The 19,148-nt window shown below is 45.6% G+C and carries 16 protein-coding genes; 10 read left to right on the top strand and 6 right to left on the bottom strand.

Annotated elements, in window-relative coordinates:
- Window positions 1–19 precede the first annotated feature (19 nt).
- The 7 genes from GCHA_RS19230 (at window position 20) to GCHA_RS19260 (ending at window position 6,445) form a co-directional block, all read left to right on the top strand.
- Entirely contained in the window at window positions 20–1,234 is a 1,215-nt protein-coding gene (locus tag GCHA_RS19230; RefSeq protein WP_007991306.1) for an E22 family MetX-like putative esterase, read from the top strand.
- Window positions 1,235–1,262: 28 nt separating this feature from the next.
- Window positions 1,263–2,354, top strand: coding sequence for an extracellular catalytic domain type 2 short-chain-length polyhydroxyalkanoate depolymerase (locus tag GCHA_RS19235; protein ID WP_007991308.1), 1,092 nt, complete (start codon window positions 1,263–1,265; stop codon window positions 2,352–2,354).
- On the top strand, window positions 2,347–3,132 hold the full coding sequence (locus GCHA_RS19240; RefSeq protein ID WP_007991310.1) for a 3-hydroxybutyrate dehydrogenase: 786 nt from the start codon (window positions 2,347–2,349) through the stop codon (window positions 3,130–3,132). Before GCHA_RS19235 ends, GCHA_RS19240 begins: the two co-directional genes overlap by 8 nt.
- A gap of 377 nt (window positions 3,133–3,509) precedes the next feature.
- A complete protein-coding gene (locus GCHA_RS19245; RefSeq protein WP_007991312.1) occupies window positions 3,510–4,346 on the top strand; it encodes a hypothetical protein in 837 nt (278 codons plus the stop codon).
- A gap of 129 nt (window positions 4,347–4,475) precedes the next feature.
- Window positions 4,476–5,129 carry a phage tail protein gene (locus tag GCHA_RS19250; protein WP_039992851.1) on the top strand — a complete coding sequence of 218 codons (654 nt, stop codon included), beginning with the start codon at window positions 4,476–4,478 and terminating at the stop codon, window positions 5,127–5,129.
- Between the two features lie 26 nt (window positions 5,130–5,155).
- Window positions 5,156–5,797, top strand: a complete 642-nt coding sequence (locus tag GCHA_RS19255) for a phage tail protein (protein ID WP_007991317.1) — start codon at window positions 5,156–5,158, stop codon at window positions 5,795–5,797.
- A 9-nt stretch (window positions 5,798–5,806) separates the two neighbouring features.
- A complete protein-coding gene (locus GCHA_RS19260; protein ID WP_007991320.1) occupies window positions 5,807–6,445 on the top strand; it encodes a phage tail protein in 639 nt (212 codons plus the stop codon).
- Between the two features lie 97 nt (window positions 6,446–6,542).
- Here the strand turns inward: GCHA_RS19260 and katG are convergent, their stop codons facing one another.
- Entirely contained in the window at window positions 6,543–8,807 is a 2,265-nt protein-coding gene (gene katG, locus GCHA_RS19265) for a catalase/peroxidase HPI (RefSeq protein ID WP_007991322.1), read from the bottom strand.
- 228 nt (window positions 8,808–9,035) lie between these two features.
- Between katG and GCHA_RS23085 the strand changes: the two genes are divergently transcribed.
- Window positions 9,036–9,206, top strand: coding sequence for a hypothetical protein (locus GCHA_RS23085; protein WP_007991324.1), 171 nt, complete (start codon window positions 9,036–9,038; stop codon window positions 9,204–9,206).
- A gap of 16 nt (window positions 9,207–9,222) precedes the next feature.
- On the opposite strand, the gene GCHA_RS19270 is transcribed toward GCHA_RS23085, so the two are convergent.
- Both GCHA_RS19270 and GCHA_RS19275 read right to left on the bottom strand, forming a co-directional pair.
- Entirely contained in the window at window positions 9,223–10,437 is a 1,215-nt protein-coding gene (locus GCHA_RS19270) for a leucine-rich repeat-containing protein kinase family protein (protein ID WP_007991326.1), read from the bottom strand.
- Between the two features lie 147 nt (window positions 10,438–10,584).
- Complete coding sequence (locus GCHA_RS19275; protein ID WP_007991327.1) at window positions 10,585–11,193, bottom strand: cytochrome c oxidase assembly factor Coa1 family protein; 609 nt, start codon at window positions 11,191–11,193, stop codon at window positions 10,585–10,587.
- Window positions 11,194–11,513: 320 nt separating this feature from the next.
- On the opposite strand from GCHA_RS19275, the gene GCHA_RS19280 reads away from it, so the two are divergent.
- Window positions 11,514–12,752: a flavin monoamine oxidase family protein gene (locus GCHA_RS19280; RefSeq protein ID WP_007991331.1), complete on the top strand. Its 1,239-nt coding sequence runs from the start codon at window positions 11,514–11,516 to the stop codon at window positions 12,750–12,752.
- 166 nt (window positions 12,753–12,918) lie between these two features.
- Here the strand turns inward: GCHA_RS19280 and GCHA_RS19285 are convergent, their stop codons facing one another.
- Window positions 12,919–13,110, bottom strand: a complete 192-nt coding sequence (locus tag GCHA_RS19285; protein WP_039992852.1) for a DUF2986 domain-containing protein — start codon at window positions 13,108–13,110, stop codon at window positions 12,919–12,921.
- Between the two features lie 312 nt (window positions 13,111–13,422).
- On the opposite strand from GCHA_RS19285, the gene GCHA_RS19290 reads away from it, so the two are divergent.
- Entirely contained in the window at window positions 13,423–13,761 is a 339-nt protein-coding gene (locus GCHA_RS19290; RefSeq protein ID WP_007991336.1) for a YggL 50S ribosome-binding family protein, read from the top strand.
- 90 nt (window positions 13,762–13,851) lie between these two features.
- On the opposite strand, the gene GCHA_RS19295 is transcribed toward GCHA_RS19290, so the two are convergent.
- Both GCHA_RS19295 and GCHA_RS19300 read right to left on the bottom strand, forming a co-directional pair.
- A complete protein-coding gene (locus GCHA_RS19295; protein WP_007991338.1) occupies window positions 13,852–14,397 on the bottom strand; it encodes a hypothetical protein in 546 nt (181 codons plus the stop codon).
- A 372-nt stretch (window positions 14,398–14,769) separates the two neighbouring features.
- On the bottom strand, window positions 14,770–19,122 hold the full coding sequence (locus tag GCHA_RS19300; RefSeq protein WP_007991341.1) for an alpha-1,6-glucosidase domain-containing protein: 4,353 nt from the start codon (window positions 19,120–19,122) through the stop codon (window positions 14,770–14,772).
- Window positions 19,123–19,148 lie beyond the last annotated feature (26 nt).

Genomic DNA, 19,148 nt, shown 5'->3' on the forward strand with positions numbered 1-19,148 from the left:
TCACTAGAGAATGCATTTCATGTCTTTAACACAGCTATTTCAAAACGGGCTATTGGCCGCTGTCGCCCTACTCTTATCAGCTCCCCTAAACGCGGAGCAGAGCTATTCGCAAACTGGGCAACTGGTTGAGAAAAAGCGCTTTGAATTAGAGCGCTTTACCACCTTTACTGGCAAAACCATAAAACAGTTGCATGTAGGCTGGGAAAGCTATGGCACATTAAATGAGACCAAAGATAACGTGGTGCTAATCACCCACTATTTCAGCGCTACGTCCCATGCAGCAGGTAAATATAAACCAGATGATGCAAGCCCAGGGTACTGGGATAACATCATCGGGCCTGGCAAAGCAATTGATACCGACAAGTACTTTGTCATTAGTGTTGATACCTTAGCGAACTTAAACGCCTATGACCCGAATGTGATCACCACGGGCCCTGCGTCTATCAACCCAGATACAGGTAAACATTACGGGTTAACATTTCCAGTGGTAACCATTCGTGATTTCGTCAATGTACAAAAAGCCTTGCTTGAATCCCTCGGCATTAAAAAACTACACGCGGTAGTCGGCGCGTCAATGGGCTCAATGCAAGCCTTAGACTGGGCAACAGGCTACCCTGACTGGGTGGAACGAATGATCTCTGTGATTGGCTCCGGGCAAAGTGACGCGTGGACAACTGCCTTACTTGAAAAATGGGCTATTCCTATTCAACTCGATAAGCACTGGGCAAATGGCGATTATTATAACGCATCCCCGCCCACCCAAGGTTTAACGGCAGCCTTGATGTTCATTACCCAAGATGCCCTCACCCCCACTTTTTTCAATAAAACAGGTAAAAACCTAGCGTATTCCGCCCTAGAAAAAGGCCCCTTAAATGACATTCGGCAACAACATAGCATAGTAAAGTGGCTAAAAAGCCGAGCTGAAGAACGCGCCAAGTTAATGGATGCCAATCATTTGTTGTACTTGGTTCGTGCATCGCAACTTTATACCGCGGGCCACAGCGGCAACCTGGAAGAAGCGCTATCTCAAGTCAAAGCAAAAACCCTGTTTTTACCCTCTTTCAATGATTTATTACTCATGCCGTATTTGGCTAAAAATGCTTCCTCGGCGTTAGCCCAACAAGGCAAAAACACACACTATGAAACGCTGTCAGGTGACTTAGGCCACCTCAATGGCGTAGTGGGTATTGAGCAAGCGGCAAACAAAATTAGTGCGTTTTTAGCAGACAACTAATCAAACAATGTTGATTTAAAGGAATGTTATGATTTTCTCATTAACCAAATTAGCCAAAGCCCGCAGTCGTCATGCACACCCCTTGGCTTTGCCCCTACTCGCTGGCTTTATGGCATTGTCAGTAAATGCCCCGTTAAACGCCCAGCCTGCGGATAAACCGCAAACAGAATTGTTGGGTGAAGGGCAATTTACCCTAGATTTAAAGAAAATAAGTCTTTCAGGCTTATCAAGCGGCGGGTATATGGCGACCCAGTTTGAACTTGCCCATTCAGATTGGGTATCAGGCGTCGGTATCATCGCTGCGGGCCCTTATTATTGCGCGCAAAACAGCATTCAAACTGCCTTAAGTCAGTGCGTTAATCAAGTGAAAACACCGTTAGATTTAGCTCCCCTCACGGCGCAAATCAATCAATGGAACAAGCAAGGCAAGCTGCCAAGTTTAGCCAACCTAAAACAGCACAAAGTATGGTTACTCAGTGGTACTTTGGACACTAAAGTACTGCCTGAAATCAGTGACGCGCTTGTTACTCAGTATCAACAGTGGGTTGAGCCGCAAAATATCAAATACGTGCAAGATAAACCCTTTGCACATCTCTTTCCAACATTAGGCTCTGGCAATCAATGCAGCGAGTCACAATCGCCCTTTATCGGTAGCTGTGACTATGATGCGGCAGGAGAATTGCTGAATTTCATCCTGCCTGATATGCATGCTCGTAGCCTAGAGCCTAAAGGTACGCTGCGCCAAATTGACCAACATAAACTTGGCGGTGAACCAGCGCAAACGTTAGCAAGTCAGGGTTATGTATACGTGCCAATGGCCTGTCAGCAAGGTGAAACATGTACTGTGCATGTCAGCTTTCATGGCTGTAATCAAAATACTGATGTGGTAGGAGACGTGTACGCTAAGCAAACAGGTCTAAACAATTGGGCTGACACAAATCATATGCTGGTGCTATACCCGCAAACGAAAAACTCCATGATGATGCCATTAAACCCTCAGGGTTGCTGGGATTGGTGGGGGTATACGGGGGAAGATTACGCCAATAGTGACGGTAAGCAAATTCAAGCTGTTAGCAATATTATTCGCGCATTAGCCAAACAAGAGAGTACCAATGAGTAATTCAACCCATTCTAAAAATAAAACCATCCTTATCACAGGTGGTGCCAGCGGTATCGGCTTAGGGATCGCCCAACAATTAGGGGCAAGTGGCCACAAGATTATCGTTGCAGATATGAATATGGACGCAGCTGAACATGCCGCAGCTGAACTAGGGGCACAAGGCATAAGTGCTCGCGCGCTATTGCTTGATGTAACGAATCCTCAACAGGTAGCAAGCCTGCCAGATACCTTGCTACCGGACACAGTCGATGTACTCATTAACAATGCGGGTATACAACATGTGTCTAAACTCGAAGACTTTCCGGCGGATAAATGGCAACAGCTAATCAATATCATGCTCGTGGCACCCGCTATGCTGACCCAAGCTTTATTGCCTTCAATGCGCGTAAAGAACTATGGCCGTATTATCAACATTGGCTCGGTGCACTCGGTCATTGCCTCACCATTTAAATCGGCCTACGTGGCCGCGAAACATGGCTTATTAGGCTTTTCTAAAACTATCGCACTAGAAACAGGAGATTGCGACGTTACAATTAATACCCTGTGCCCGGCCTATGTAAAAACCCCCTTAGTTGAGAAACAGATAGCCGCACAAGCTAAAGAGCATGGTATGAGTGAAGAAGACGTAATCAATAAAATAATGCTTGAACCCATGCCGAAGAAATCATTCATCGACATTGACGAACTCGCCAGTAGCGCTGCATTTTTATTGGACAACAGCGCCCGTAATATTACCGGACAAACTATCGTTATCGACGGAGGCTGGACAGCCCGCTAATTTGTTAAAAAAAGAGCCAGGTTTATCTCACCGTTATCTAAATATATAACCGAAGGTATATTCATGGCTCTTTTTCTATCCGGTTTACTCCCTAGTTTATTCCTTGATTCATTCCTTAATTCATATCGTGTTTTTTAGTCTTATGAGCGTGAAACTATCAGCTCTAGGTGTCGGTGTCCTGATACATTAGCCGTCAGAAAAATTTACATAAATTTTACAATGAAAGGTGAAATGTTTTTAGTATCCACCTAATACATTGATTTCAAATATCTTCTTATTATTGGCCCACTTGTTGCTGACTTGTAAATTCAGCACCCACACCAGTAATCGAACAGCGTTATGAAGTAAGTTTTTAGCTTAATTTAAAGGAACACGCGATGAGTAGATCTACGAACACCTTAGTAAAATATGTAAAAGGCTTGATGTATGCAGTAGCTTCCACATTTGTTATAAGCTTCCCCGCCCATGTAAGTTACGCTTCAGTCGTGACGTCTGGATGTATCAATAGCAACAGTTGCACGTTGCAGGAATTAGTCGACGGCGGCAGTATAAACATTGACGATATTGCGTTTAACAATTGGCAAGAAATAGAGAATTTTTTGTATGAGTTAGACGCAAACGACGACGAAGTAGAAGACTTTATTAATCTATCTGAAATATTTGTATTTGGCATCGACGCGGTAGCGACCGCTAACCCAGATGAATATATTTTGGGATTGCAATTTAGCTCTGAAACAGCGTTTACGTTGCCCCAACAAAGTAACGATATTCAAGAGGCCGAACTAGAGCTTGATGTAGACTATGATGTAACCGCATCAAATGGCGCATTGATCACCGCCGCCGAATTATTGCTCGGCAATAGAGTCCTTGAATCTGACGACGCCTTCGTTGAAGTAAATCTAGATTCAAGCACTGGGCTTAATTTACAGGTGTATGACGAGTTTATCGATCCGGATTTTGATACCGTAGAATCAGACAGTGACACGTTTGCCACAGGACTTGCAGATCTAACGTTAACCTCTAATGTGCAAGCAGGCACTTTTGAGCCAGGTAGTCTGTCGCTATTTGATTTTAGTCTCAATTTAACCGTTCAAGCGCTTCCGACTGATCCCGAGCCAGAGCCCGTGCCCACCACAGGTAACTTCCTGTTAATGGTGTTTGGTATCTCACTACTCGCTTTTAACAAAAAACGAAAGCCTTCCTCAAATTCTTAATTTATAACGGCGGCCTAACCTTTGTTTGACCGCTGTGCTCCACACCTAAGCAGATTTGCTCAAATCATTTGATGTCCAATTTGAACAGCCGTAACTGCCCATAAAAACGCAAATATAAAAGGACAACCCATGTCTAAAAAACGAAACAGAAACTTGGGCGCATGTGTTTTAGGCGGAGTCGTATTATCCGCCACTCTGCACCTACCCAAAGTACACGCTAGTGCAAATCCGTACGTTGGCGACATAATGATGTTCGCTAGTAACTTTTGTCCCAGAGGCTGGGCCAATGCAGATGGACAGCTATTGGCTATTAGCGATAATGATGCGTTATTTTCACTTTATGGCACAACTTACGGTGGAGATGGCCGCACGACATTTGCCTTGCCTGATTTAAGAAATCGCATTCCCGTCGGGTCTGGCACAGGCCCGGGCTTAAGCCAACGAAATATTGGCCAAAAAGGAGGGAGTTATTCTATTACGCTAAACGAGAATAACTTAGCTGGGCACAGTCACATTGCTACCACGACTAGCACGCTGATGAGCAGTAATTTACCCGGCACATCATCTGACCCAGTCGGTACCGTTATGGCAAACGATGGAGGAGACGACGTCTATATAGCGAACGAAACACCTGATGCGATCATGGCGACATCAGCTATTACCTCGCAGACCACAGTAGAAGCATCACTTGGTAATTCATCCATCACGGTCGATGCTCAACAACCGTATATCACCATTCGCTATTGTGTCGCGCTATTGGGCATATACCCATCAAGTTTTTAGCAGGACCGCCAAAAAAGGACTGTAAAATGACAATTAAACAAAATATATACAAGGTATCACTTGGGTTAACCACTGCGGTGGCGATTAATATGAGTGTTGCAAGCAACGTAATGGCGAATGAACCCTTTGTTGCTGAAATTCGTCAATTTCCCTACAACTTTTGCCCCCGCGGCTGGGCAGAGACGAACGGCCAGCTGTTGCCAATCGCACAAAACACCGCCCTTTTTTCACTTATCGGTACCATATATGGTGGAGATGGGCGAACAACTATGGGGCTACCTAACTTGCAGAGTCGAGTGGCAAAGCACACTGGCAACGGCCCTGGTATTGGTCAAGCGACACAGGGACAAACTGGGGGAGCAGGTACATTCACCTTAAATACGCTACCAAGCCATAGTCACAGTGCCAGTACCGAAACGTTAGTCAATGTTTCCACTGCTGATGGCAATTCACCATCACCTGATGGAGTGCATTTTGCGGATGATGGCCGCGACCGAATTTACAACGCTGAAACCCCAGATGTACAGCTAAGCGAGCAAGCAGTGGTATCCGTGACGCAATTAGATGCCGCAGGAAGTAACTCACCCTTCCCGATTAACAGAGCACAGCCCAATATCGCAATGCGTTATTGCATCGCCTTAGTCGGCGTGTACCCAAGCAGAAGCTAAGGATAAACAATGAACTGCTACATACATGCAAGTACAGAACGATTCGCCGCCGTTAGTCTAATAACCTTGATGGCTCTTACGACGACGTTGTGGTCAAGCAAGAGTCAGGCAAACGCTGATCCTATGCTAGGCGAAATCCAATATGTTGGCTTTAACTTTTGTCCTCGAGGGTGGGCTCAGGCCAGTGGGCAAATTTTGCCAATAAACCAAAATCAAGCACTCTTTTCACTGCTTGGCACTGCCTACGGCGGCGATGGTAGAACGTCATTTGGGTTACCTGATTACCGAGGTAGAACACCTATAGGGATATCGAATAACAATAATCTTGGCCAAAAAAATGGCTCTGAAAGCATCACGCTGACCACAGAAAATCTGCCAGCTCACACTCATGTAGCATCAACTGTCTCCACTTTGCATGCTTCTAGCGCCCGTGGGCGACTGGCCTCACCAGATATGGCTGTATTAGCAGATGACGGTAGCGATCGAGTATATAACAATGAGGTACCCAACGTCTCAATGGCTGACGATGCACTCACCTCAACCACCTCTATTGGCCCTGCAGGAAGTGCCACCATTGACAATATGCAGCCTTACCAAGTGTTGACTGCATGTATAGCGCTGCAAGGGACCTTTCCGTCTAGAAGTTAACTCTAATACTTCCATTGTACCTAAACGGAAAAGGCCAGATACCCCCTAACATCGGGTATCTGGCCTGTTTTTCGGCCTATGTCGGGCTTAAGTCCTTTTACTGTAAATCAAAACGATCCAAGGTCATGACTTTGGTCCATGCTTTAACGAAGTCTTCCACAAATTGCTGGTGAGCATCATCAGAAGCATATACTTCAGCAACCGCTCTTAGCTCTGAGTTAGAGCCAAATATCAAGTCAACTGAAGTAGCTCGCCACTTTTGTTGGTCGGTCTTTCTTTCGTATCCTATATACAGGTCATTTTTGTCTTCGGCTTTACGCCAGCGGGTCGACATGTCTAAAAGATTTACGAAAAAATCATTACTCAATGCGCCTGGTTTATCCGTTAATACTCCCAGGTCGCTACCATCAACATTAGTATTGATAACCCTCAAACCTGCCACTAACACACTCATTTCGGGAACGGATAAATCCAAGGTATTCGCCTTATCCACCAACATCTCAACCGGTGATAACGTATTGCCTTGAGCGTAGTAATTTCTAAACCCATCCGCTTTTGGCTCTAGTACCGCGAAAGCTGCCACTTCTGTTTGAGCCTGGGTTGCATCGCTGCGCCCCGGTATAAAGGGCACCTCAATCTCGAAATCATTTTTACTAGCGGCTTGTTCAATAGCCGCAGCACCGCCAAGTACAATTAAATCCGCTAACGATACTTGTTTGTTACCGCTTTGCCTGTCGTTGAAGTCTTTTTTCACCTTGTTAAAGTACGTTAAAACCTTGTTCAATTCCTCGGGGTTATTAACCTCCCAGTCTTTTTGTGGAGTGAGTTGAATACGAGCGCCGTTGACACCGCCCCGCATATCCGTCGCTCTGAAACTAGCTGCAGCCGCCCAAGCCGTCTTGACTAATTGAGCAGGCGTAATGTTGCCATCAAGTAATTTCTTCTTAAGTTGTTTGATGTCACTTTTATCAATTAGTGAATAGTCCACGGTAGGAATAGGATCTTGCCATAGAAAGTCATCCGTTGGAGCTTCACCGCCTACGTAACGCGCTCGCGGGCCCATATCTCTATGAGTTAATTTAAACCATGCTTTTGAAAACGCTAATTCAAATTCTTTCGGATTGGCATGAAAGCGCTCAGCGATTTTTCTGTACTCAGGATCCTCTTTCAGCGCTAAATCGGTAGTAAACATAATAGGAGCATGACGTTTCGATTTAACATGTGCATCTGGTACCAAATTCGCCCCAGCGCCATCTTTAGGTATCCACTGAGTCGCACCTGCCGGACTTTCAGTTTTAACCCACTCAAACCCAAATAGATTGTCTAGGTACTGCATAGTCCATTGAGTTGGGCTAACGGACCATGCCCCTTCAAGGCCGCTAGAGATTGTGTCTTCTGCATTGCCTTTTCCGCAATTGTTTTTCCAACCTAAGCCTTGCTCTTCAATTGCTGCGCCAGCTGGCGCGGGATCTAAACATTCATTTGGTTTATGCGCACCGTGGGCTTTGCCAAAGGTGTGGCCCCCAGCGATGAGAGCCACCGTTTCTTCGTCATTCATGGCCATACGCGCAAATACGTCACGAATATCGGCAGCAGCTGAAAGAGGGTCGTGATTACCATTGGGCCCTTCAGGGTTTACGTAAATTAAGCCCATTTGCACCGCTGCTAGAGGCTCTTCCAATTTTCGCTCTGCGGAATAACGTTCATTCCCCCCCAGCCATTCTTTTTCTGGCCCCCAATAGACCAAATCTGGTTCAAAGTCATCTTCTCGCCCACCGGCAAAGCCATAAATAGTAAAGCCCATTGACTCCATCGCCACATTTCCAGTAAGTACCATCAAATCAGCCCACGATAAACTGCGACCGTATTTTTGTTTAATTGGCCACAGCAAACGCCTAGCCTTATCAAGACTAACATTGTCAGGCCAACTATTGAGAGGTTCGAATCGCTGCTGACCACCTGCCCCGCCCCCACGTCCATCTGACATGCGATAGGTACCAGTACTGTGCCACGCCATTCGCACAAAGAAAGGTCCGTAGTGGCCATAATCTGCTGGCCACCAATCTTGAGAAGAGGTTAATAGTGATTCAATATCGCTTTTCACGTTCGCCAAATTTAACGATTTAAATGCCTCTGCGTAATTAAAGTCCTCGCCCAATGGATTCGATTTCGCATCATTCTGCCTAAGCGGCTGCAAGTTCAGCTGCTCTGGCCACCAAAATGAGTTGGTCTTTGGCATACCATCGGCTAATGCGCTCTGGCTGATACAGATTGAGGCTATCGCCAAAGATACTGCAGTTATAAGACGGGTTGATGGATCCGTTGAAACGCTGGTTGAATGTTTATTTACTCTAGTTAACATGCTCATGTCCCTTACATTAGTCACTTTGCATAATGACTATAGGAGTTAGCGCAGATATATTGCAGTCGAAAAAACAGATTGCATCAATCTAAAATGTTAATCAATTGTTGCCTAAGCGTAACATTCGCAGGGCGAAGTTATTTACCAAAGACAGTCTCAAAATATAGCATTGCGTTAAATCTTGTGATGCGCAATCATACCGACCATTCATATAATAAGAGTTAGAAAATGTCTGCAGTAGAACTTCACTTCACGCTAGAAAAAGAAACCAAAAACAGCGTACGTTACAAAGAAGTCCCTGAAGAAGGCAAAGCGCCTATTTTAGGCTCAATATATGTGCAGAAGTGGTACGCCGGTACGTCGAAAAACATCAGTATAACCATAGAGAAGAAAGACTAAACCGAATCCTACCTTGTCAGTTTTTCATTTTCTCAGTTTCATTGTAGCCAGCCGCTAAACCGCGTATATCATCCATAAAATGCGCTAGCGCTCTGGCTTCAATTTGTTTGATTTTCTCTTGTTGTTGCGCGTTTAACATGTGATACATGCTCGCCGCACCGAAATCGCCGAAAATGATATTTCCTTCATCATCAAACAAGGTGTTGTGGGCGTATAAATCCCCGTGACACACTTGGTTTTGATGCAAATGCTCAAATACGCCTTGCATTTGTTTTATGATCTTAGCGATTAATTCAGCGGATAAGGTAAAGCCTTCAGGGAAGGTATCTCGGGTACAACTTTTCAGTGAAGGCGGTAAGCCAAGATTACGATAGTGAGGAGGAATTAACGCCATCACCAAAGCCAAACAATTAGGCTCTGTGACCTGTGCCAAGGGTTTTACTAAATTAATATGCTGGCCGACTTTCAAACACACCTGAAGTTCGTCTTTTGGGTAACCGTCGCTTGTTACCTGTCCCTTGAATACCTTAACAGCAACCTCTTGAGGGAAGTCAGATTGTTCAGTCCATGTTGCTTTTGAAATTACCCCAGAGGCCCCCTGACCAAGCACTTCGTGCAAGGTGTAACTTGAAGATGAAACATGGGGTACATTTTCAATATGCAAATCAGCTGCTGAAAATGGATTACCTGCAAATGCAAACCAAGCGAGTTTGGGTAAATCCAACAGTTGATCTGGACAATGGGTTAAATTGTTCGCCGATATGCGCAATAACTCTAAGTTGTGCAGCTGGCTCATATTGTCAGGCAAGGTTGTCAATTTATTGCCTGCTAACGCCAGTTTTTGCATTAGGGGGCGTTCGCCTAAGGCCTTAGGAAGCGTCTCTATTTGATTGTCCGTTAAGATCAACCAGCGCAACTTTGCAGGCAATGCACTCTCAGGTACCTGTTTAATCTTGTTAGCTTTAAAGCCAACCATTTCAAGGTTTTCACAAACACCTAATACTTCAGGCAAGACTTCAAACGCGTTATTTGAGGCAAAGATGATGCGTAGCTTTTTAAGCGCGGCGAGCTCTTGAGGTAAGGAGCTTAATTTATTGTTCGATAAATCAAGCACCTCTAAAGTATCGGCTAGGGTTAAAATCGCTAAGGGAAATTCCGTGAGATTTTCAGATAAGGTAAGTTTTGTTACGCCAGCAAGCTGGCCACTTTTAAGCTGATTGAGTGTATGCAATGTGAAAAACCCGATGTAAAAAGTAAAGAGGCCTTACCTCGATTAAAGCGGCCGCTAGCCTACTGAAAACCAGACGAAAAAGATAGTTCCACTTTGTGAATACACCTCAATTTAAGCTCATTAAAGTACAGCCTTTGTCAGCTGTTTTTACCCCGAGGGCGATACCACATAAACCAGTTCGCCCTGTTCCCTATTCATCACAACAACCTCTTGTAGCAACCATTGCCCTGCTAAGTCAGTTGCGTACACATACACCTCAGCTGTGGACTTATCGCCTGTGATTGAGTAGTTCAAATTCGCCTTGCCGCCTTCCCCTGAATAGGTTATTTCTCCTAAGACAAAAAATCCAGGTTCAGGGTTTTCCCCTACCATCGATATCACTTGCGGATGTGCTTTAACGGCCTCAACGGATAATTCGTATGCATCACCTTTCATCATGCTGAGCATAGACATAAGCATTGCGGGGCATATCACAAAAATAAGAATTAGACCGGCATTACGCCATTTCCTTTGGGTCGATTTAAAATGCGCAACATCACGCCAAGTACGATTTTGCCATGCCCACTGGTTTCCCTTAGCGCCTAAAACAAACATCATCACGACATTAACAATAGGAACAAACATCAACAGTGCAATAAACGTACTATTACCGATTCCCCATATCCAATTAAGTAAAAATGCCCCCCAGTTCCAGCCTTTTATTTCCTCAGGTATCACTGACGTCTTACCCATCCCTGAAATGTATTCTTTTTCCATGTTTGTTCTTGCTCCGTTTTTTTAGGGTTGCCTAAAATTGGCATGCGCTCTTTATGATGCCACAGGTTCGTTGAGCATGACATTGAGAACATTTTGCTTAGCCACTGAATTTATTGAAATTAAGGGCAATTCGCATCTCATTCTAATTTGGGGTAATAGCAGCTTCACGTTGTCATTAACTCGCTAACAAGTTCCTTTTTATAACTTAAATGAACGTAACCCATTCATAGGCAGCCTGACAGCATTTAAATCTACCTATCAATAGATATAGTGATTTATAAGCGTTATAGTATAGCGATTTAGTAAAAAGGGAAATCAGCGTGCAACACACAAATGTGATAATCATCGGTGGCGGTTTAGCAGGTTTGCATACAGCCAACAGGCTTAAGGCTTTAAACATCCCTTGTATATTGCTTGAAGCTAAAGACCATCTTGGCGGGCGAATAGATTCTGTTTCTGCCAGCAATATTGAGCAAGAGCCTAGTGAGTTTGCTAGTCAATTTGATCATAGCCATGATATGGGCCCGACGTGGATTTTCCCTCACCAATACAAAATTCAAGCTTTGGTAAAGGAATTAGGGCTTAAATTGTTCGAGCAATACGCTGCGGGTGATGTACTTTTTCAAGCCCCAAACGCTGCACAGCCTAGGCAAATTGCTGGTGCGGGTGCGATGCAATTGTTTCGCCTATCAGGCGGCATGTATCAGTTGGTCAATTCGATCAGCAAAGAATTAGATAACCCAGAATCACAATGCCAAATTAAACTCGACCACTGTGTGAGTAATATCAGGCGCGATAAAACAACTGGAACCTGGACTATCTGCGGGCACCACCAAACGCAAAATAGGGTTAAAAGCCAATCATCTCCCTACAAATATCAAGCCGAACTTAGCCGTTTCAACTACAGCGCACAGCATCTAGTGCTTGCGTTGCCCCCGCGGGTAATCGAGCGCGATCTGGCCTCGAGGACTTGGGGTTCTCCTTTGTTAAATCAGCGCTTAACAGAGGTACAAACCTGGATGGCCGCCCAGGCTAAATTTGTGGCAACCTATCCTTACCCATTTTGGCGTGACAAAGGTCTTTCAGGTCAGGCATTTAGCCAAGTCGGCCCCATGATAGAAATGCACGATGCAAGCGCCGGGGAAAATAGCAGTTATGGGCTATTTGGCTTTATTGGAATTCCCCCAGGCCAACGTAATCAACTAAGCGCAAACCAGTTAAAACAAGCTTGCCTAGATCAGCTTGCGTTCTTCTATGGTGAAGATGCCTATAACGTGACAGATTGTTATGTTAAAGATTGGGCAATTGATCCTTTTTGCACCACTGAGCAAGATATCAATGAGCCCTCTAAACACCCTGAATTTAATCATCACGGGCTAGAAGATGAGCTGACAGCGCTTGGTTTGTATTTGGCCGGTAGCGAATTTGCCGAGCAAGATGCAGGCTATTTAGAAGGTGCGTTACATTCAGCGGATAAAGCGGTATCAGCAATTCATGATGGACTACTTAATGACGGAGTAATTCATGATAAACCGCGCACCAAGGTTGATTCGCTCTAGTCGCTCAGGGGCTTTTTGCCCCCATACTAATTGCCTCATACTAAGCAGTATTTCAAAGCGACGCTCACAGAGTAAGCTCCTAGAGTAAGCTCCTAGAGTAAGCTCCAATTCATTAAAAAAGCTATTTCGCGCCAACTAGGGCTTGGCTATTCTCTTGAGCTTGCTCTCAATTTTGGTCTTGGTTTTGATTTTGGTTTTGCTCTGGTGCTTGCGTTGAATGCTCTGCTTCTGCAGCAGCTTCAAGCTTAGCCCGCTCCGCTTTTGATACATAGCCCGATTTCTTCTTGCCGCTATTTTTAGCCGCAACCGCTTTCACTCGTTTCTTATGTATCTGGGTGAGTTTTTTCTTTCTATTCATGTTTTATCTATCTACTTTTTTGATTTTCAGTCGTCGCACTCAAATATCATGCTCAAACGCCTGAGTCAGTATGTAATCAATAAGCTAAACGCTTCAATTGGCACATTATACCCCATCCGTTGTGCACTGGTGTTTTTCTTTCGAGATGGATTTTTCTTCGTTGAGTGCTTTGTTTATGTGTTTCTTTCTATATAAGCCATTAAAAGCTGTTAGTATGCGCGCGTTAACGACGTATCGAGCTGTTTACCACGCGTTTAGCACCTGTGAGGTAGCGTTGACGTCATTCATTTTTTCCCACTTTATAGGTATACCATGTCAGAAAAAACCAGCAGAAACAGACGCATTCGTAAAAAGCTCCACTTAGACGAGTGGGCCATTCTCGGCTTTGAGTTTAGCTGCAATCTTGCTGAGGCGTCAGAACAAGAATACGAGTCGTTTTTTAACACCTTTGCTGATGTTGTAATCGAGCAGCACCTTTATATAACACTTAACGATGAGAGCGAAACCCTAGAAGGCTTCGTGACCTCTGCTGATCGCTATGGCAACGCCACTGAAGAAGATAAAAGCGCTATTGAAAGCTTTCTATCAGGTCAGAGTATTGTCAGCGATGTAAAAGTCGGCCCCTTGGTTGATGCTATGTACGGTATTTAGTCTCGCCTTTTAAATCATTCCGTTTTCCAAGCGTTGTGCGCGCTCGCTGCACGTCAACGCAAGGTGCTTATATTCTTCAGCGGTTTATTGTCAAACCCCAAATGGTCGCTGAGTATCTTTACTATCGATAGCAGCACCTGATAACAACGCCTGTTGCGCTTCTTTCTCGGCCGCTCGCTCACTTGCCTGCTCAACTAAATCTTGCATCAATTGCGAAAGCGCATCAATACGCTCATTGATGACTTCAAGTCTCTGCTGTTGTGCCTCGTTTAATGTTTCTTTTTCAATCAGGCTGTCACGCTCGGCCTCTAGTGCTTCAAGCTCTGCCTTCAGTTCGTCTAGCGTGCGCTTATCCACACCTAACCTGTTCGCTAATAAATATTCAAAAGCCTCTTCACCGAAAGAAGGCTTGGCTTGATCATTTTCTTGTGCGCTTTGTTTGGTGTCAGCGGCATTTTTTGAATCGGTAATACTGTCCTGTTGTGACGATTGTTGAACAGCTAATTGAGCGGCAAAGGCTTGCCCACTGGAGGAAGGATTTTGCTCATTAGCACTCCCGGCTTGTCGAGTGGTGCCGCTGGCTCTATTTGCGTATTCCTGTTGCCATTTCTCGTACTCAAAACTAGTCACTATCATCGTTTTTCACTCCTTCGATCAAAGGTTCTATGTATAAATTGTTGTTAATACTAGGTGTTACAACATGTACAAAAGATGCTGCAATTTCAGCGCCATATCGATGAAATAAGAAAATATGAGAACCGCGCTATATCAATAGCACGCATAGCGAAAACCAATAGTTCAAATCTATAAAAACAAAAAACGCGATAGTCTATATCGCGTTTTGTTTAGTTATGTTTCGCAAGAGGCTTGCCGTCATCAGCTATGCCACACGCTATGCACTTCACACGCTGTGCACTCTATACGATGTGTGCATAGAGCATGATGCAAGGGGCGCGGCTCACAATACAGTGAGCCGCGCTTAAGCCTTAAGCGCAAAACTCAACTTTACTATAACTGCGTGACGGTTACTTTCGGGGCCGATGGATCAGGGCCTGTTACTGTAAAGCGATACGTAGCGCTAGTGGGTATATCAATCATCAAGTTTGCCCCTGCGTATGTTAACTGCTTCGCATCGCCGATTGTAACTTGGGTATCCTCCCCTACGCCGCCGAGATCCACAGTTGACCAATCCCCGGTGGCAATCTTGAATTCATAGCTACCCGCGTCAATAGCAATATCCACCGAATAACTGCCATCTGCATTGAAAACCAGCCCATCGACTTCTCCCCACCCGTTCATTGCACCGCGAATAAATACCGTGTTTTCACCAAACATCTGGGCATCGAATATGCTCAGCGTCGGGGCCGCTTTGTCACTGGCATCGAATACGAAGGTGTATTGACCATCATCAGCAAAGGTGACTGTCATATTCGAACCACCTGCTGCAAGGGCTTTACTCTGACCAACTGTGACATTGACGTCAGCATCCGCTGAACCAAAGTCCACTGTTGACCAATCAGCCGAGGCGACTTTGAACTCATAACTCCCAGCCGTCACGTCAATCGTACGGCTATACTGGCCACCAATGGTGTAATCCATCGGGTCATCTTCCCCCCACCCATTAAGCGACCCGCGAACAAACACGGTAGTGCCAAAGAACGGCTCTTCATTATCAACCGTTAACACTGGCGCAGCTTTATCACTGGCATCTAGGGTAAACTTAAGAACCCGCGCTTGGCTAAGCGATAACTGCAAGTTCGCACCGCTAACCACTAAGGTTTTATCACTACCCAGTGTGACAGACTCTTGGGTGCTACTTGCTCCAAAATCTACCGTAGACCAGTCAGCTGAGGCGACTTTAAACTCATAATCACCCGGCTCGACACTGATAACAGCAGAATATACACCGTCACCTTGATAGGTCATTTCATCTGCTTCGCCCCAATCATTCATTGCACCGCGCACGAATACCGACGTGCTGCCAAAGGGCACCACATCAGGCGCGCCAGAGGTGGCGTAAGCAGATAAACCTGTACCTTGTGCACCCATTTGCGGCTTAACAAAAACGGCCGTTGTCAGTGCAGGTACGGTGAACAACCCTTTACCTTCGTTATCACCTTCCCCTTGAGCGAAATGCGCCCCGCGCACTTGGCTATCAACTGAGTTCATCAGCACCGAATGTAATTCGAAGCCTTGTGCTGTGGGTATGCCATGGGTTTGCTCCTCGTTACTGCTATTTACTACAACGACAAGAGCATCAAGCATTGGGTCGAGATCGGCTCTTGGGTTTTCGTCACCTTCACCTTGTGCATCACTGCTACCCACGCCATCGTCTATGCTCATCACTATCAGCCCTTGGGTTTGTCGTGATCCGATATTGTGAAAGCCAATGCGGTCGATAATGTCTTCGGCGCTAGTTAAGCGAAATAAAGGTGATGAACTGCGTATTTTAAGCAGTTCATTGAATACATTTGAGGCGAACTCTATTTCTGTCATGCTAGCAGCGCGCTCAGGACTATAGATAAAGTTAGCCATTTCAGCCCAGCGGCTTTCGTTATCTTGCGCTAACGGTAATCCCACCAGCCAGTTATTGCTGTTCATCGTGAAATCGACGTAATTGAACCAATCACCTGCATCATAGGTGTTGCGATCCATAGATTTTGAGCGCAAGAAGTCACCGCCTAATTGAAAGAACGGAATACCTTGCGAGATCAATGGAATCGTCGCGGCGATATTCTGCGCTCGAACACGCTCAGCGAGTGTCATGTCGCTAGGTAATGTGTACTGCAGTTGATCCCACAAGGTTTCATTATCATGCTTAGATACATAATTAATGATGTCAGCCGGGTCCAACGCATACCCCCCTATGTTACTCGTTTGAGACGCTGTGCCTTTGTAGTCTTCTAAGATGTAGTCAGTCAGGGTGCCAGCAAGGCTCATTTTGACTTTGTCTTGGGCAGCTAATGCGCTATCACTTGGCTCGCGGCTGAATATTTGCCCTTGACGCACCGCTTCGCGAATGCGGTCGTTGTAGGTGCCGATTTGCGTACCTGCCATGTTAATTTGCGTGGCTTGCTCGTAACCTCTGTCTTCTTTTATCCAACCTTCACCATACAAGTAATTATCTTCATCAACGGCTTTAACAGCTGCTTCTAAGCGCAGCATGGTGTCTTTAGTAGCTTGGCTCATTATGTCAAAGCGGAACGAGTCAAACTTATACTGCGTGGCCCACATGACCAAAGAATCTTGCATGAACTTTTCCATCATGCGATTACGTGGTTCGGTATCGTCACAGCAGGTTTCACGCACGATTCCACCAGTAAGCGTGTCATATCTGTGATAATAACCAGGCACGACTTTATCCAGCACTGACTTGCCGTTTAGGCCTGAGGCGTTGGTATGGTTGTACACCACATCAAGCGCTACGCGCAGGCCCATTTCATGTAACGACTGGTTCATAGCGCGCATTTCTTTTATACGCGTTACCCCGTCAGCATTAGATGCATAACTACCTTCAGGTACGTTAAAATGATAAGGATCATATCCCCAGTTGAATCTGTCATCACTGCGCATTTGTTCCGTTAATGCTTGGGCTTTTTGCGGCTCAGCAATAGCATCGTAACTGTCAAATACGGATTGCAACGTGGCATCAGCGTTTTGCTCGTCGCACACTTGAGCTTGGCGATTTAGTCGACATAAATCCCCCACTGTACTGGTTAAATCAACACTTTGGCTTTCGTCCTCATTGACGGTAGCCATATCATTTGCTGGCAATACATGAAAATGCGTTAAGCCATTTTCAACTAACTTAGCCAAATGCTGATTCGGTACACTGCCCTGTTCGGTGAACGCCAGGTATTTACCGCGATTTTCTGCGCTGGTGCTTTCATCCCGTACACTAAAATCACGAATATGTCCTTCATAGATAACGGCGTCTTCTGGGTTGGTAACAGTCGGAATAACATGCGTTTCCCAGCCCTCAGGTTTTAAATCATCATCATTTAAATTCACGAACTGTGAAAATCGGCTATTGGTTGACAAGCTTAATGAATATGGGTCGGTGGTCAGCATGGTTTCAAGCGCCATGCTGACCGGGTGATACGCTGTTATTTCGAAGCGATACAACTGACGGTCTAGTTCGTCGCCCCCTTCGTAGCGCCAAACACCGCTGTTGGCATCAAGCACCATGGGATAGCTGGCTGTTTCGATTTTTGCCTCGTTAAACAGTTTCAAGCTCACAGCCTGTGCAGTGGGCGCCCATACGTTAACCTGAATACCTGCATCTGTGTACACAGGCCCCAACGTGGCTTCGTCAGCGTCATTTTCGCCAGAGGTATAAAGTGCATCAATCCCGTTCGCCAATTGAATCTGCGTCGCACCGTTAAGTTCGCCTTGTGCATCATATGAGGCTAAAACCGCTTGGGTTTTAAGCACCTCTTTCGCCTCATCAATGCTCCAATCTCCCTCAAAGGCCAGCATATCGGCCAAATGCGGTACACGTGCTTTTTGCTCATCGGTCAGTTCTATTTCCTCAAGCTCAAAGGCCGTGCCATTTAGGCCCGTGTCTACATCAACGGTAAGGTCAGCCGTAGGTGAATAATGTAGCTTCACTTGGCTCACAGTCGTGGGATCAATATCCCACAGCAAGGTATTACTATCTATCCAGTGGGCCGAAGCGCCATCAATCTTCACCGGTTGCGGCCCTAAAGACACAATCGGGAATTCAAAAATAGACGCGACACCCGTAAAGGTGAAATTCATTCTGGCGAAATCAGGATCGTCTTGCGACAAAGGCATCTTAAAATCGCCACCGCCAAGTTCCTTGCCTGCATCATCGGTCCCTATATGAATAATAAAGTTACCACAAGCCCCAGGTGTGCCCGCATATCCGGGCTTTAAATCAACAACCCAGTAAGCACCATAGTTAGGATCGATACCTGTGTGCTCTCGGCCATTTGCCCAATCGGTATCGGCATCAGCGTAAGCGTCGCATGTGTCGTTGTTCCACGTATGCAATCGATACCTAGTGTATGTCTCGTCATTTGGGCTATTGTCGGCCCCTTTCTCGGCTAAATTAAAGTACAGTACTGCTTCGTCCATCGCGGCGCTTGCCATAGGTGCAGGTGCGCTAGGGTCGGCACCGACCACACAAGACTCATTTAGGGCATCAGGCACAGTAGGCGGCGCGCAGCTGATAGGTTCAGGTGCAACGCAACTTGTACCTGAGGCATCGGGTACATTGGGCACACTACACGTGAGTAAGGTTGTTCCGGGCTCAGAGCCTGAACCGCCACAACCTGAGAGGCTAAACAAACTGATTGAAATTGCCATTAATGGCAGGCTATTTGTGCGAGTAAACATACGTTTATACTCCATAAAAATGTTAT

It is taken from the genome of Paraglaciecola chathamensis S18K6 (assembly GCA_000314955.1).
Taxonomy (GTDB): domain Bacteria; phylum Pseudomonadota; class Gammaproteobacteria; order Enterobacterales; family Alteromonadaceae; genus Paraglaciecola; species Paraglaciecola chathamensis.